A 13961-nucleotide genomic window follows, 5' to 3' on the forward strand; every position below is an offset into this window, starting at 1 on the left:
AGTCTAGTCAGCATCGCATGGCCAAGCAACACGAACGGCAGAAGGTGGCGGACGAGGTGCTCGTCGAGGTCCGGCGGCGCATCCTGACCGGTCGCTACGCGCCGGGCACCAAGCTCCCGCCCGAGCGCGACCTCGCGCGCGAACTCGGCGTCAACCGCGCGTCGCTGCGGGAGGCGCTCAAGAAGCTCGAACACCTCGGCCTCGTGCGCATCCGCCAGGGCGACGGCACGCGCGTGACGCACTTCGAGCAGACCGCGGGGATCGAGCTGGTGTCCCACCTGCTGCCGCTGTCGCCCGAGTTGGCCGCCGACGTGCTCGAGTTCCGCCGGCTCGTCGGCCGCGAGCTCGCGCGACTCGCGGCCGAGCGGGCGACCGCGGCCGACGTGGATCGGCTGCGAGCGCTCGCGGCCGACGGTCGCGCCCCGGAGCTGTCGCCCGAGCGGCGGTTCGACCTCGACTTTGCGTTCTACGCGCAGTTGGCTGCATGTACCGGCAACCGCGTGCTGTCGATGCTCATCAATACGGTCCGCGCGGCCACCGAGTCGATGCGGCCGGCGCTCGCCGTGCTCACCGTGTCGCCGGAGCGGATGGCAGCCCACCACGACGCGGTGATCGCCGCGATCGAGGCACGCGATGCGGACGCCGCCGCGCGCGCGGCCGAGGCGTACCTGCGCGACGGCGAGCGAAAGGTGCTGGGCGATGAAGCTGCCCCGTGAAGAGATCGACGCGATCGCGCACCTGGCGCGGCTCGCGCTTACCGACGACGAAGCGGACGCGCTGTGCGGGGAACTCGGCGCGATTCTCGCGCACGTCGCGGCCTTGTCCGAAGTCGACACCACCGGCGTGGAGCCGATGACCCACGCGGTGCCGATGGACCTGCGCCTGCGCGCCGACGAGGTCGAGCCGTCGCTGCCGGCCGAACTCGCGGTCGGCGCCGCACCGGACCGCGACGGCGACTACTTCCGCGTGCCGAAGGTGATCGACGGATGATCGACTGGACCGCCGCGGACATCGCGCGCCGGGTGGCCGCGCGCGACGTGTCGGCTCGCGAGGTCGCGCAGGCCCACCTCGATCGCGTCGCCGCGGTCGACGACCGCCTCGGCGCGTTCTTGCGGGTCGACGGCGACGGCGCGCTCGCACAGGCCGGCGCGGTGGACGCCGCGATCGCGCGCGGCGAGGACCCGGGCCCGCTGGCGGGCGTGCCGGTCGGCCTGAAGGACGTGCTGGTCACCGCCGGCGTCGAGACGACCGCCGCGTCGAAGATCCTCGCCGGCTGGGTGCCGCCGTACGACGGCACGGCGGTCGCGCGGTTGCGCGCGGCCGGCGCGGTCGTGCTCGGCAAGCTCAACTGCGACGAATTCGCGATGGGCTCGTCGACCGAACGCTCGGCGTTTCGCCCGTGTCGCAACCCGTGGAACCTCGACCGGGTGCCGGGCGGCTCGTCGGGCGGCTCGGCGGCGGCGGTGGCCGCGCGGTTGTGCGCGGCGTCGCTCGGCACGGATACCGGCGGCTCGATCCGCCAGCCCGCCGCGCTGTGCGGCGTCGTCGGGCTCAAGCCGACCTACGGCCGCGTGTCGCGCTACGGGGTGGTTGCTTATGCATCGTCTCTCGATCAGGTCGGGCCGCTGGCGCGCACGGTGGAGGATGCGGCGTTGGTGCTCGAGGCGATCGCCGGGTTCGACCCGCGCGACGCCACGTCGATCGACGCGCCGGTGCCGCGTTACCGGGACGCGACCGCCGCCGGGGCCGGCGGAGTCGAGGGCTTGCGGTTCGGCGTGCCGGACGAATACCTCGCCGGCGACGGACTCGACCCGGAGGTCGCCGCGGCGGTCGCCGCCGCCGTCGACCGACTCGCCGCCGCCGGTGCCCGGGTGGAGCGCATCTCGCTGCCCCACACGCGCTATGCCCTGTCGGCGTATTACCTGATCGCCACGGCCGAGGCGTCGTCCAACCTCGCCCGCTACGACGGCGTCCGCTACGGCCTGCGCGTGGCGGCGCCCGGGGCGAGCCTCGCGGACATGTATTGCGCGACGCGCGGCGCCGGGTTCGGCCCGGAGGTCAAGCGGCGGATCATGCTCGGCACCTACGTGTTGCGCGCTGGCTACTACGATCAGTACTACCGCAAGGCGCAGCAGGTGCGCGCGCTCGTCAAGCGCGACTTCGACGCCGCGTTTTCGCGCGTGGACGTCGTCGTGTGTCCCACGTCGCCGACGCCCGCGTTCGCCCTCGGCGAAAAGACCGCCGACCCGCTGCAGATGTACCTGGCCGACGTGTTCACCCTCGGCTGCAACCTGGCCGGCCTGCCCGGCATCAGCGTACCGTGCGGGCTATCGTCGGGCGGCTTGCCGATTGGCCTGCAGATGATCGCGCCGCCGCTGGCGGAGCCGACGCTTCTGCGCGCCGCCGCCGGCTACGAACGGATCGCGCCGTTTACCGCCCGGCCGCCGGAGGTGGCGCCGTGAGCCGATGGGAACCGGTCATCGGCCTGGAGGTGCACGTGCAACTTCGCACCGCCTCCAAGACGTTCTCGGGCTCCGCCGCCGCGTACGGCGCCGAACCGAACGCGCTCACCGACCCGGTCGTGCTCGCGCTGCCGGGCGCGCTGCCCGTGCTCAACGAGCGCGCGGTCGAGTTCGCAGTGCGGCTCGGGCTCGCCTGCGGCTGTTCGATCCGCCGCCGGTCGCGGCTCGCGCGCAAGCACTACTTCTACCCGGATCTGCCCAAGGGGTACCAGATTTCGCAGTACGACGAGCCGCTGTGCGAGGGCGGCGGCGTCGACGTGGTCGTCGACGGCCGCGTCCACCGCGTGCGGCTCACCCGCATCCACCTCGAGGAGGACGCCGGCAAGAGCCTGCACGACGGCGGCGCCGCATCGCGCGTCGACCTCAACCGCGCCGGCGTGCCGCTGTGCGAGATCGTCAGCGAGCCGGAAATTCGCTCGGCCGCGCACGCGGCGGCGTACATGCGCGCGATCCGCCAGCTCGTCCGCTACCTCGACATCTCCGACGGCAACATGGAGGAGGGCTCGCTTCGGTGCGACGCCAACGTGTCGGTGCGCCTCGCCGGCAGCGAGGAGCTAGGCGTCCGCGTCGAACTCAAGAACATCAACTCGTTTCGGTTCGTGCAAAAGGCGCTCGACTACGAGATCGCGCGCCAGGTGCGCGTGCTCGACGGCGGCGGGCAGGTCGTGCAGGAGACGCGGCTGTGGGACGCGGATGCCGGCGTGACGCGGCCGATGCGCGGCAAGGAGGAGGCCGAGGACTACCGCTACTTCCCGGACCCGGATCTGCCGCCGCTGGTCGTCGATGACGCACTGCTCGCGCGCGCCCGCGCCGCGATCCCCGAGCTGCCCGCGGCGCGTCGCGCGCGCTACATCGACCAGCTGGGCCTCGGCCCGGCCGACGCGGACGCCATGGCCGAAGAGCGCGACGTGGCCGACTACTTCGATGCGGTCGTCGCCGCCGGCGCGCCGCCCAAGGCCGCCGCGAACTGGATCCAGGGCGACCTCACCGCGGCGCTGCACCGGGCGGGCCGGAGCGTGGCAGACTGCCCGGTGTCGCCGGCGCACCTGGCCGAGCTGATCGGGCTGCTCGAAGACGACGCGATCAGCGGGCCGATCGCCAAGCGCGTGCTCGCTCGCGCCTTTGCGACCGGCGAGTCGCCCGTCGCGATCGTCGAGCGCGACGGGCTGCGGCAGATCAGCGACGCGGGCGCGATCGAGGCGATCGCCCGCGACATCGTCGCGGCGCACCCGGACCAGGTCGCCGCCTACCGGGCCGGCAAGACCAAGCTGCTCGGCTACTTCGTCGGCCAGGTCATGAAGGCGACCGGCGGCAAGGCGAACCCCGCAGCGGTCAACGATGTGCTAAAGCGGCTGCTCGACGAGGCAGGAGCATGACGGCAAGCGAGTCTGCAACTTCATCGGCGACCGACGACTTCACTCCGATTCGCTATGCGGACGGCGTCCTGTACGTGCTCGACCAGCGGCAGTTGCCGGCGCACGAAACGTGGGTCGAGTGCCGCGACGAGGCGCAGGTCGCCGATGCGATCGCCAAGATGGTCGTGCGCGGCGCGCCGGCGATCGGGTGCACGGCCGCCTACGGCGTGGCGATCGCCGCCCGGCGGCTGGCGGCGGCTGGCGCCGGCGCGCGGGCGTTTCGCGCCGGCCTCGACGAGGCGATCGAGCGGCTGCGCGCGACGCGGCCGACGGCGGTGAACCTGTTTTGGGCGCTGGCCCAGATGCGCGACGCGGCGGCGGTCGCGCTCACCGGCGGCACGCCGGGCGACGCCGCGGCCGCGCTCGATCGGCGCGCGCTCGCCATCCACGCCGAGGACGTCGCGATGTGCAAGCGGATCGGCGCCGCGGGGGCGCCGCTTTTGCCCGACGACGGGACCGTGCTCACCCACTGCAACGCCGGCGCGCTCGCCACCGGCGGCTACGGCACCGCGCTCGGCGTCATCCGCGCGGCGCGCGCCGCGGGCAAGCGCGTGCGCGTGATCGCCGACGAGACGCGCCCGTACCTGCAGGGCGCGCGGCTCACCGCGTGGGAGCTGGTGCGCGACGGCTTCGACGTGACGATCATCCCGGACAGCGCCGCCGGGTTCCTGATGCGGCGCGGCGAGGTGCAGTGCGTGGTCGTCGGCGCGGACCGCGTGGCGGCCAACGGCGACGTCGCCAACAAGATCGGCACGTACCAGGTGGCGCTCGCGGCGGCGGCGCACGGCGTGCCGTTCTACGTCGCGGCGCCGGTGTCGACGATCGATTTCGAGACGCCGGCCGGCGACGCGATTCCGATCGAGGAGCGCGCCGGGACCGAGATGTTCGCGCACACCGGCGCCGACATCGCGCCCGCGGCGGCGCACGCCCGCTACCCGGCGTTCGACGTCACCCCGGCCGACCTGATCACCGCGATCGTCACGGATCGCGGCGTCGTCCGCCCGCCGTACGGCGACAGCCTGCGCCGGGCGGTGTGCGACGCATGACCGCGACCGCCATCTAACCAGCTGAACTTACTTGGGATTCTCGCGGGGCTTGACGGGCGGCGCGCGGTGACTAGAATGCCGCCCTCGACTCAACCCAGCGGAGACAAAGCACATGTACGCGGTGATTCAGACCGGTGGCAAGCAGTACAAGGTCCAGCCGGGCGACACGGTGGTCGTCGAAAAACTTCCCGGCCAGGCCGGCGACGCGGTCGCGTTCGATGAGGTGCTGCTCGTGGCCGACGAGGAGAAGGTGGCGGTCGGCCGCCCGCTCGTCGAGGGCGCGCAGGTCACCGGCGAGATCGTCGAGCAGGGGCTCGGCGAGAAGCTCATCGTGTACAAGTTCAAGCGCCGCAAGAACTACCGCCGCAAGACGGGCCACCGCCAGCAGTACACGGCGGTCAAGATCAACGACGTGAAGGCGTAGCGCGATCGCGTAACGCAGAGGCGAAAGCAAGATGGCGCACAAAAAAGGTCAAGGTTCGACGCGAAACGGCCGGGACTCCAACGCCCAGCGCCGCGGCATCAAGGTGTTCGACGGCGAGACGGTGTCCGCGGGCAGCATCCTGGTCCGCCAGCTCGGAACCAAGATCCACCCGGGCAACAACGTCGGCACCGGCAAGGACTGGACCTTGTTCGCCCTCGTCGACGGCGTCGTCAAGTACGAGCGCCGCGGCAAGGACCGCAAGCAGGTCTCGGTCTACCCGGCCGCCAACTGATCTTCGTCGCGCGCGCGGCCGGCGCCGGTCACCGCGCGCCGGCGGCCGCCAGCCACGACTCGATCTCCGCGATCTGGGCGGCGTAGTTGCCGGGCGCGGCGCGGTAGATCGCGAGCGCCTCCCGCGCGAGCGCGACGGCCTCGGCGCGCGGCTTGCCGGCGCGCACGCGCAGGCGCGCCACGCGAAACAGGTTGCCGGCCAGCTGCGGATCGCGCAGGCCGCTGGTTCGCCGCAGCGCGAGCGCGCGCTCCGTCGCCTCGAGGGCCCCGGCGATGTCCCCGCGCGCCTCGCGCGCCTCGGACAGGCCGGACAGGGGGTACGCCACGTCCGGGTGGTCGGCTCCGAGCGCCGCCTCGAAGATGCCGAGCGCCCGCGTGTAATGGGCCTCCGCGGCCACGGCGTTGCCGTCCGCGATTTCGACGCCGCCGAGGGCGAGGTGCGCCTGGCCGGCCGCGGTGCTGTCCGGCCCGAGCGAGCGCTCGCGCACCTCGAGCGCGCGTTGCGCGTACTGCCGCGCGGTCGCCACGTCCCCCTGGTCGAGCGCCACGTTCGACAGGTTCTGAAACGTGTCGGCCGTGACCGGGTGGTCGTCGCCGAACGCGGCGCGCAAGATCGGCAGCGCCGCCTCGAACTCGCGCCGCGCGTCGTCCAATTGGCCCATGCGCCAGTAGTCGCTGCCGAGACTGTTGCGGACGGTGCCCAAAAGCGGGTGCTCCGGACCGAGCGCCTGCGACAGCACGTCGCGCGCCTGGCGGTGGGCGTCCGCGGCCTCCGCGAAGTCGCCGTGCAGGTACAGCGCGTTGCCGAGGTTGTGCAGCGTCTTGCCGTAGCTGACCGGATCGGTGTCGCGGCGCGGTCGCCGCCGGTCGACGAGTTCGCGCTGAAGCTCGATGGCGCCGGCGGCATTCCCCTGCTCCTGCAACAACGCGGCGCGGTAGCCGAGCGCGCGCTCGTACAACTCGTCGGGCCGTCCGGCTGCCTCGACGCCCGCCTCCGCGATCTCCAGCCACCGGCGGCCCTCGTCGAGCCGGCCCTGGGACATGCCCTCGACCCACGCGAGCGCCAGCGCGGCGCGCGCGGCCAGCCGCCCGAGGTGGCTCGCCTGCGCGGCCGCGTACGCCGCGGTCAGTTCGTCGACCGCGTCGCGGAACGACCCGGCGTAGTCGTGCGCTTCGCCCAACTCGAACAGCGCCTCGGCCTCGACCGGCTTCCAACCCGTCGCCCGCGCCGCCTGGACCGCGCGCGCGGCGACGTCGACCGCCTGGCGATAGCGGCCGGCGGCCTTCGCGGCCGCCGCTTGCGACACGAGCGCCTCCGCCGCCTCGATCGCGGCGCGCGCCTTCGGGTCGTCGGGCAGCGGCGGCGAGGCCGTGAGCGCCGCGCGATCGGCGCACGCCGACGGCGGGCTGAGCTTTTCGACCGCGGCCGGCGCCGCCTGCACCATCGCCGCGTCCGCGTTCCGCACCATGTCGACCAGCGCCGCGAGTTCGCCGCGCCGCCGCTCGAGGCACAACATGCGCAGGTCGAGCAGCGCCTCGGACTGGTCGCCTCGCACGCGCGTCGCTTCGCACGCGTCGGTGTGGGCCTCGACCCACGCCTCCGCGTAGCGGTCGAGCCCGGCCTCGATGGCCCGCCACGCCGGCGCTGCGCCGCCCGCGCGCTCGAACGCGGCTCGGGCCGCCGCGCGCGCGTCGGCATCCCACACGCCGCGCAGCCGGTCGCGCGCGCCGGCACACGGTGCGGGCCCCCCCGGCCCCAGCCACCACACTGCCGCCGCTCCGGCCACCGTCGCCGCCGCAATCGCGGGCGCCCACCGGCGCAGCCGCGGCCGGCGGTGCCGGTCGAGCACCGCGAGCAACTCGTCCATCGACGCAAAGCGCTCGGACGGATCGCGGCGCAGCCCGCGCAGCACCGCCCGCGCGAGCCAGCGCGGCACGCGCGCGCCCCGCGGCGGCGGCCGAATGCGGCCGGCGGTCACCGCCTCGGCGATCGCGGGCACGGTGTCGCCCTCGAACGGCAACACCCCGAACAGGGCGCGGTACAGCGCCGCGCAGAAGCTGAATTGATCGGTGCGCGGGTCGAGCGGCTCGCCCGCGTGCTGCTCCGGCGCCATGTACGCCGGCGTTCCCGACAGCGCGCCGGTCGCCGTCAGCGTGACATCGACGGGGCTGGCGCGGCGCGCACCGGGCGCGGCGGCCGGCTCGGGCGCGGTCGCGGGCCGCGCGAGCCCGAAGTCGGTGACGCGGAATCGACCGTCCGTGTCCACCAGCACGTTGTGCGGCTTGAAGTCGCGGTGGATGAGGCCGGCGCGGTGCGCCGCCGCGAGGCCCCGGCCCGCTTGCGCGAACGCGTCGCAGATTTCCCGCCACGACCGGGGCTCGGCGCGCAACCACTGCTCGAGCGTTCCGCCGCGAACCAGCTCCATCGCGACGAACACGCGGTCCCCGACCGTGCCCACGTCGTAGACGGTCACGACGTTCGGGTGGCGGACCTTGGCCATCGCCTGCGCCTCGCGCACGAGCCGGCGCTGGTCTCCGGTGGTCCCGGACGAGCCGCCCGGCGCCGCGCGCATGACCTTGATCGCCACCTCGCGGTCCAGGTCCGGGTCGCGCGCGCGGTAGACCTCGCCCATGCCGCCCGCCCCGAGCGGCGCCTGCACGATGTAGCGGTCGACGCGGGTGCCGGGCGCCAGCGGCGCGCCCGGCGCGAGCGCCGCCGGGGCGCCGGAGCCGCTCGCGAGGGCGCCGGCGCCGGCCGCGCCGGCGTCGGATGCGGCGGCGACGGTGGCGTCGAGGGCGGGGTCGCGCGCGCCGGATGCGGCGGCGGCGGTGGCGTCGAGGGCCGGGTCGCGCGCGTCGGACGCGGCGGCGGCGGTGGCGTCGAGGGCGGGGTCGCTGCCGGTGTCGGATGCGGCGGCGGCGGTGGCGTCGAGGGCCGGGTCGCCGCCGGCGTCGGATGCGGCGGCGGCGGTGGCGTCGAGGGCGGGGTCGCGCGCGCCGGTGTCGGACGGGGCGGCGGCGGTGGCGTCGAGGGCCGGGTCGCCGCGCGCGGCCCGCCCGCGCTCCTCGTCGTGCGCGGACTTGCCCTCGAATGGTCGGCCGTCCTCTCCCACGTGAGCCGATTATAGGCCACCGTCCCGGCGGGCGCGCGGCGCGAGGCAGGGCGCTTCGCCCGCGCCGCCCCAATCGAACGATCGCCGCGCGCGGCGGTCCCGCCACCCCCTGGCCGCGCCGCGTCCGAGCTTCGCCCGCGTCGGTCGCGCGCCGCGGCGCGATCGCGCGCCCGCCGCCCGCGGGTGGTATACCCCCGCCGGATGCCGCATTTCATCGACGAGGCGACCATCCAGGTCAAGGCGGGCGACGGCGGCAACGGCTGCGTCGCGTTCCGGCGCGAGGCGCACACGCCGCGCGGCGGCCCGGCCGGCGGCGACGGCGGCGATGGCGGCAGCGTCATCCTCGAGGCCGACCCGCAGCTCGGCACCCTGCTCGACTTCAAATACAAGCGCCACTACAAGGCGGCGCGCGGCGAGGACGGCCGCGGCAAGGACCAGTACGGCGCCGCCGGCGAGGACCTCGTGCTCCGCGTGCCCGTCGGCACGGTCGTCGTCGACGCCGACACGGGCGAGCGGATTGCGGACCTCGACCGGCCGGGCGCACGGCAGGTGGTCGCGCGAGGCGGCAGGGGCGGCCTCGGCAACATCCACTTCAAGTCGCCGGTCAACCGCGCCCCGCGCCAGGCGACGCCCGGCACCCCCGGAGAGGAGCGCCGCCTGCGGCTGGAGCTCAAGCTGCTCGCCGACGTCGGGCTGCTCGGGTTCCCGAACGCCGGCAAGTCGACCTTCATCGCGGCCGTCTCGCGCGCGCGTCCGAAGATTGCCGACTACCCGTTCACCACGATGGTGCCGAACCTCGGGGTCGTTGCCCTCGACGACGAGCGCTCGTTCGTGATCGCCGACATCCCGGGTCTGATCGAGGGCGCCGCGGAGGGCGCCGGGCTCGGCCACCGGTTCTTGCGCCACGTCGAGCGCACGCGCGTGCTGCTGCACGTGCTGGACGCGTCGCCGCTGGCCGGGCCGGATCGCGATCCGCTCGCCGACTTCGACGCGCTCAACCGCGAGCTGGCCCGCTACGCTCCGGATTTGGCCAACAAACCGCAGGTCGTCGTGCTCAACAAGATCGACCTGACCGAAGTGCGGCAGGCCGAGCCGGCCCTGCGCGCCGCGTTCGCGGATCGCGGCATCGAGCTTCTGTCCATGTCGGCCGCCACGCGCGAGGGCGTGCGCGCCGTGCTCGACGCCCTGTGGCGCCATCTGGGCCTGCGCGGCGGGTAGGCACGGTCGCTGGCCGCGAAGAAGCCGGCGAGGGCGTGCGCGGCCGGCCCGCGCGCGGGCGCCTCGGACTGTGACCCCGGGCACGCGCGTCGGTCCGATCTGCGCCACTCCCGGCGCGCGCGTGGCGCCGCCGGTTTGCGTGTGCGTTTCGTTGATGCAAGCCTGCGAGAATGTTATACATCTGGCCAGACCTTCGCCCGCGAGTCGTCCGTCGCGCGGGCGCCGGCAAACGCAAACCAATCCTGGGGGTCAGCATGCGCGTCTCTCGTTCGGTCGCGCCCGTCACATCGGTCGTTGGTGTTTCGTGGGTCGTCCTGTTCCTGACGGCAATCGCGGGGGCGCCCGCGGCGCGCGCCCAACAGGCCGAGCCCGCGCAGCCCGACGCCGCCGCGCAGCCCGACGAAGCCGCGCAGCCCGACGAAGCCGCGCAGCCCGACGGCACTGCGCAGCCCGACGCCGCCGCGCGACCCGACGCCGTCGACAAGCCGACCGCGCTGCGCCTGCGCGAACTCGAACAGAACGTCCAGTCGCTCAAGGAGCGCGCGTGGCGGTCCAAGGCCCGCATCGGCATGCTGAAGGAGGCCGTCCTCGGCGGCGGCGTCGGCGCGCGCGCCACGCTCGTCCACCGCAACAAGATGGGCCGCGCGTTCCGCCTCGAGAAGGTCATCTACGCGGTCGACGGCACGCAAGTGTTTTCCCGGCAGGACACCGGCAGCGGCCTGCACGATCAAAAGACGATCGAGATCCTCAGCGGCCCCATCGCACCGGGCAGCCACACGATCAGCGTGCTGCTGGTGTACCGCGGCAGCGGTTTCGGCCCGTTCAAGTACCTCAAGCAGTACCGCTACACCGTAAAGTCGAGCCACACGTTCACCGCCGTCGAGGGCAAGCACACGCGCATCGAGATCGTCGCGTTCGAGCGCGGAAGCTGGAACACGCCGCTGCGCGACCGGCCGGCGGTCGACTTCCGCGTCACGACCACCGACGGGGGGACGAAGTAACCATGCGACGTCGGCCCGCACGGCTCGTCGCGGTCGTCGCGGTCGCCGGCTCCGCCTCCTGGTGGGCCGCGACGCCGGCGGCGCGAGCCGACAACATCGACAAGATCGGCGGCAAGCTGCTCGGCTACGAGGCAGAGGTCCAGCAGATCGGCGCATCGGTCGCCAAGACGCGCACGCTGGGCGACCGGAGCGGCGACCGATCGGAGCGACGGCTCATCAACGCGAAGGTGTCGTTTGGCATAGGCGACTACGACAGCGCCGCGTTGATGTTGTACGACCTCGTCGAACAGGGGCCGGCTTCGCGGTGGTACGACGAGGCGCTGTACTACCTCGGCGAGTCGCTGTTTCAGAAGCGCGACTACGTCGGCGCGCGCACCTACTTCACGAAGCTCATCGACGAGGTGGGCGGGCAGAGCGAGTACTACCAAAACGCGCTCGAGCGCCTCGTCGAGCTGTCCGTCAAGCTCGACGACGACACCGACGTCCAGCGAATCCTCGACGCGCTCGACCGGGTCCCGGCCGGCAAGCGGCGCGACTCGGTGCCGTACGTCCGCGGCCGCTACCTGTACTTCCGCGGCGACTACGCCGGCGCGCTCGCCGCGTTCGACAGCGTGCCGCCGGAAAGCGAGTACTACGCGCGCGCCCGCTACTTCGCCGGCGCGGCGCTCGTCGCCGACGGCAAGCTCGGCGAAGCCGCGAAGGTCTACGAGGAACTGTTGCGGCGCGAGGCGCGCACGGACGCTGACCGCCGAGTGGCCGAGCTGTCGCACATGGCGCTCGGCCGGATCTTCTACGAGCGCGATCAGGCCAGCAAGGCGATCGACCACTACGTGCGCATTTCGCGCAAGTCGGACCTGTTCGACGAGGCCCTCTACGAGGTCGCGTGGGTGTACGTCAACAACCAGGAGTACGACAAGGCGCTGCGCGCGCTCGAGCTCCTAGCGCTCGCAAACCCGGAGAGCGCGATGGCGCCGGACGTCCGCATCCTCGAAGGGAACCTGCGCATCCGCAAGGCGCGCCGCATCGCCGACGCGGGGGACGGCAACGCGCTCGAGGAGTTCAACCACGCCATGGCCGTGTTCGAGCAGACGCGCGACACGTTCTCGGAGGCGCGCGATGCGATCGATCGGATCATCGCCGAGCACAAGGACCCGCGCGCGTTCGTCCACCAGATCACGGGCCGCGCCGCGGAGACGTTCGACGTCGAGGCGCGCTTGCCGCAGGTGGCCGTCGAGTGGCTGCGGCAGGAGCGCGACGTGTCGCGGGTGATCGACGTCGACGCCGACCTGGTGACGATCCGCCGCGACATCGAAGAGGGCGAACGGATCGTTGCGCGCCTCGAGCGCGCGCTCAACTCGCCCTCGCGCATCAACGTGTTCCCCGAGTTGGCGGAACGGCGCGCCAAGCTCACCGAGATCTACGAGGCAATCCAGGCGCTGCGCACCGATCTGGCCAAGCAGGAGGGGGATCTGGCCGCCAAGTACGCGACGGCCGCCGAGCGCGGCGAGTACGAGGCGCTCCACCGCCGGCGGGTGGCGATCGCGCGCGAGATCGCGGCGATTCCCGGGGCGACCGACAGCTTCCGCGAACGGGTGACCAAGGCGCGGGCGCGCTACGCCGCGCTGGCGACCCGCGCGCAAGAGATCTCCGTGACCATCTCGGCGACCGAGGCGACGTTGCGCGCGGTCGAGAAGTTCCTCAACGACGCGGGCGCCGGCGCCGGAGACGCGGCCCAGCGCGCCGAGTACGCGAAGACGGCCGCCGCGCTGCGCGACGAGATCGCGTCGCTGCGGGCGGAACTTCAGCGCGTGCGCGACGACATCACGCTCGCGAGCGACCAGGCGGGCATCAGCGATCCGGACGCCCGCCGCGCCGCGGAATTGCGCCGCGCCCACCGGCAGGCGCTCGACGCCGAGCATCGGTTCCTCGCGCCGATCGCGGCGCGGGCGACCGGCGCCGACCGGACCCGAGCGGACCAGATCGCGAACCTGCTCGCCAAGAGCGGCACCGTGCTCGATCAGATCGACGACGTCAACGCGACGATCGACCGCACGGTCGACGGCGAACTGGGCGAGGTCCGCCGCGGACTCGCCGAGGAGAAGCGGCGGCTGGCCGCGTATCGCGACGAGCTGCGCCGCTACGAGAGCGACGCGCAGCGGGTCGGCGGAGACATGCTCAGCGAGCACTTCGGGGCGATGTCGAAGCGGTTCTACGACGTGCTGATCCGCGCCGACGTCGGGGTCGTCGACGTCGCGTGGGCGACGCGCGAGCAGGCCGAAAAGCTGCTCAAGCGGCTCACCCTCGAAGAGAGCCGCGAGCGCCGCGTGTTGCAGGAGCAGTTCGGGGATGTCGCGCGCAAACCGCCGCCCGACGTCAAGGGGTTCGAGGACGCCGCCGCCGGCGCCGACGCACCGGCCGGAGGTGCGCAATGACCGGGCGGGCGCGCGCGTGGTGCGCCGCCGCGCTGATGGCGGCGTTGGCTCCGGGGGCCGCCCGCGCGCAGTCCGCCGCGCCGCAGTCCGCCGGGCCGCAGGCCGCGCCGGCGGCGCCGCCGCCCGCCGAGAGTCGTCCCTACACGCCGGAGGAGCTCGCCGAACTCGACGCGCTCGCGGCCGACTTTCAGTCCTACCGGGAGGCGGCCGAGCGCCACGACGCGCGCATGCGCAACATCTTGTACCGCGAGTATAAGGCGCGGCTGGCCAAGCTCGAGCAGAAATACGCCGAGCGCACGGCCAACACCAAGAACGCCTATCGCCAGCGGCACCTCGAGGCGATCGCGCTGCTCGAGGAGTTCCTGCGCAAGTACCCCAACCACCCGAAGTTCACGCCGGATGCGATGTTCCGGCTCGCGGACCTGTACCTCGACGAGGCCGAGTACCAATACGAGCAGAAGCTCCAGCAGGAGATGCTCGGTCTGCACGACGCGTCCGC

The 13961-nt window shown here is 73.4% G+C and carries 12 protein-coding genes; 11 read left to right on the forward strand and 1 reads right to left on the reverse strand.

The window, feature by feature from the left end:
• Positions 1 to 17 precede the first annotated feature (17 nt).
• The 7 genes from D6689_05490 to D6689_05520 all read left to right on the forward strand — a co-directional run bounded on the left by D6689_05490 (position 18) and on the right by D6689_05520 (position 5699).
• Positions 18 to 716 carry a FadR family transcriptional regulator gene (locus tag D6689_05490; GenBank protein ID RMH43305.1) on the forward strand — a complete coding sequence of 233 codons (699 nt, stop codon included), beginning with the start codon at positions 18 to 20 and terminating at the stop codon, positions 714 to 716.
• Positions 700 to 990 carry an Asp-tRNA(Asn)/Glu-tRNA(Gln) amidotransferase subunit GatC gene (gene gatC / locus D6689_05495; GenBank protein RMH43306.1) on the forward strand — a complete coding sequence of 97 codons (291 nt, stop codon included), beginning with the start codon at positions 700 to 702 and terminating at the stop codon, positions 988 to 990. The genes D6689_05490 and gatC overlap by 17 nt, the downstream gene beginning before the upstream one ends.
• The gene (gatA, locus tag D6689_05500) at positions 987 to 2462 is read left to right on the forward strand and encodes an Asp-tRNA(Asn)/Glu-tRNA(Gln) amidotransferase subunit GatA (GenBank protein ID RMH43307.1); all 1476 of its coding nucleotides are present in this window, start codon (positions 987 to 989) and stop codon (positions 2460 to 2462) included. The genes gatC and gatA overlap by 4 nt, the downstream gene beginning before the upstream one ends.
• Positions 2459 to 3898 carry an Asp-tRNA(Asn)/Glu-tRNA(Gln) amidotransferase subunit GatB gene (gene gatB / locus D6689_05505; GenBank protein RMH43308.1) on the forward strand — a complete coding sequence of 480 codons (1440 nt, stop codon included), beginning with the start codon at positions 2459 to 2461 and terminating at the stop codon, positions 3896 to 3898. The genes gatA and gatB overlap by 4 nt, the downstream gene beginning before the upstream one ends.
• A complete protein-coding gene (gene mtnA, locus D6689_05510) occupies positions 3895 to 4983 on the forward strand; it encodes an S-methyl-5-thioribose-1-phosphate isomerase (protein RMH43309.1) in 1089 nt (362 codons plus the stop codon). Before gatB ends, mtnA begins: the two co-directional genes overlap by 4 nt.
• A 112-nt stretch (positions 4984 to 5095) precedes the next feature.
• Positions 5096 to 5407: a 50S ribosomal protein L21 gene (rplU, locus tag D6689_05515; protein RMH43310.1), complete on the forward strand. Its 312-nt coding sequence runs from the start codon at positions 5096 to 5098 to the stop codon at positions 5405 to 5407.
• A gap of 31 nt (positions 5408 to 5438) precedes the next feature.
• Entirely contained in the window at positions 5439 to 5699 is a 261-nt protein-coding gene (locus D6689_05520) for a 50S ribosomal protein L27 (GenBank protein RMH43311.1), read from the forward strand.
• Between the two features lie 28 nt (positions 5700 to 5727).
• On the opposite strand, the gene D6689_05525 is transcribed toward D6689_05520, so the two are convergent.
• On the reverse strand, positions 5728 to 8811 hold the full coding sequence (locus D6689_05525; GenBank protein RMH43312.1) for a protein kinase: 3084 nt from the start codon (positions 8809 to 8811) through the stop codon (positions 5728 to 5730).
• A 201-nt stretch (positions 8812 to 9012) separates the two neighbouring features.
• Between D6689_05525 and obgE the strand changes: the two genes are divergently transcribed.
• The 4 genes from obgE to D6689_05545 all read left to right on the forward strand — a co-directional run.
• Positions 9013 to 10029 carry a GTPase ObgE gene (gene obgE, locus D6689_05530; protein RMH43313.1) on the forward strand — a complete coding sequence of 339 codons (1017 nt, stop codon included), beginning with the start codon at positions 9013 to 9015 and terminating at the stop codon, positions 10027 to 10029.
• Positions 10030 to 10283: 254 nt separating this feature from the next.
• The gene (locus D6689_05535) at positions 10284 to 11030 is read left to right on the forward strand and encodes a hypothetical protein (GenBank protein ID RMH43314.1); all 747 of its coding nucleotides are present in this window, start codon (positions 10284 to 10286) and stop codon (positions 11028 to 11030) included.
• Positions 11031 to 11032: 2 nt separating this feature from the next.
• Positions 11033 to 13462 (forward strand): hypothetical protein, encoded by a 2430-nt coding sequence (locus D6689_05540; protein RMH43315.1) that lies wholly within the window; start codon positions 11033 to 11035, stop codon positions 13460 to 13462.
• On the forward strand, positions 13459 to 13961 hold a 503-nt coding region (locus D6689_05545), incomplete at its 3' end, for a hypothetical protein (protein RMH43316.1). The genes D6689_05540 and D6689_05545, both read left to right, overlap by 4 nt.

The organism is Deltaproteobacteria bacterium (assembly GCA_003696105.1).
GTDB lineage: Bacteria > Myxococcota_A > Polyangia > Haliangiales > J016 > J016.

Coding starts and splice junctions, on each gene's coding strand:
- D6689_05490 (RMH43305.1), top strand. CDS start 18: ATGGCCAAGCAACACGAACGGCAGAAGGTGGCGGACGAGGTGCTCGTC.
- gatC (RMH43306.1), top strand. CDS start 700: ATGAAGCTGCCCCGTGAAGAGATCGACGCGATCGCGCACCTGGCGCGG.
- gatA (RMH43307.1), top strand. CDS start 987: ATGATCGACTGGACCGCCGCGGACATCGCGCGCCGGGTGGCCGCGCGC.
- mtnA (RMH43309.1), top strand. CDS start 3,895: ATGACGGCAAGCGAGTCTGCAACTTCATCGGCGACCGACGACTTCACT.
- rplU (RMH43310.1), top strand. CDS start 5,096: ATGTACGCGGTGATTCAGACCGGTGGCAAGCAGTACAAGGTCCAGCCG.
- D6689_05520 (RMH43311.1), top strand. CDS start 5,439: ATGGCGCACAAAAAAGGTCAAGGTTCGACGCGAAACGGCCGGGACTCC.
- obgE (RMH43313.1), top strand. CDS start 9,013: ATGCCGCATTTCATCGACGAGGCGACCATCCAGGTCAAGGCGGGCGAC.
- D6689_05535 (RMH43314.1), top strand. CDS start 10,284: ATGCGCGTCTCTCGTTCGGTCGCGCCCGTCACATCGGTCGTTGGTGTT.
- D6689_05540 (RMH43315.1), top strand. CDS start 11,033: ATGCGACGTCGGCCCGCACGGCTCGTCGCGGTCGTCGCGGTCGCCGGC.